Consider the following 551-nt stretch of genomic DNA (forward strand, 5'->3'; position numbering starts at 1 on the left):
TGGCGGAATCATAATGGTGTAGGGCTGGCCTTCATTTGAAGGCTTGAAGTAGCCGCTTTCTTCCCAGGTTTTATACCAAGACTGTTCTATTTCGCTAGGTTGGTAGGTCTTATCCATAATCGTTGATGCTTACTCGTTAAAAATGGCTAGAGGTCGAGTGCCTGACTTTCGCTTGGCATACGATAAAAAATGGCCGACATTATACATGGCGTGAGCGAGCTGAAGCTAGGGACTTGCTTAATATAGTTGCTTAAAAAAGCAAAGACTTCCCTAAGCTTTCCGTAGATCGTGGATATGAACCTCATGGCCAAGGCTCTTTAGTTGCTTGTATAAGGTACGTGCGTCCTGAATTTCGATTTCAATATTCGGAATGATTAAGCACAAACGGCTGAAATCTTCCAAGCGCTCGGGTAACTGCTTTCGTAGGAGGATGAGCAAAGAATCGTCTTTTTGAAGTGATGACTTTAATGGTTTGTCATCGATGATGACTGGCGCGGTTTTGCTTTCTGACTCATTTTGACCGAGACTATGAGGAATAAAGCTTTCGAGTT

General features: G+C 43.2%; 1 protein-coding gene. It reads right to left on the bottom strand.

The features are described 5' to 3' along the window. Positions 1-270: 270 nt before the first annotated feature. The coding region (locus A3761_RS07475) for a DNA polymerase III subunit chi (RefSeq protein WP_197472940.1) at positions 271-551 on the bottom strand (281 nt) is incomplete at its 5' end.

It is taken from the genome of Oleiphilus sp. HI0123 (assembly GCF_001635315.1).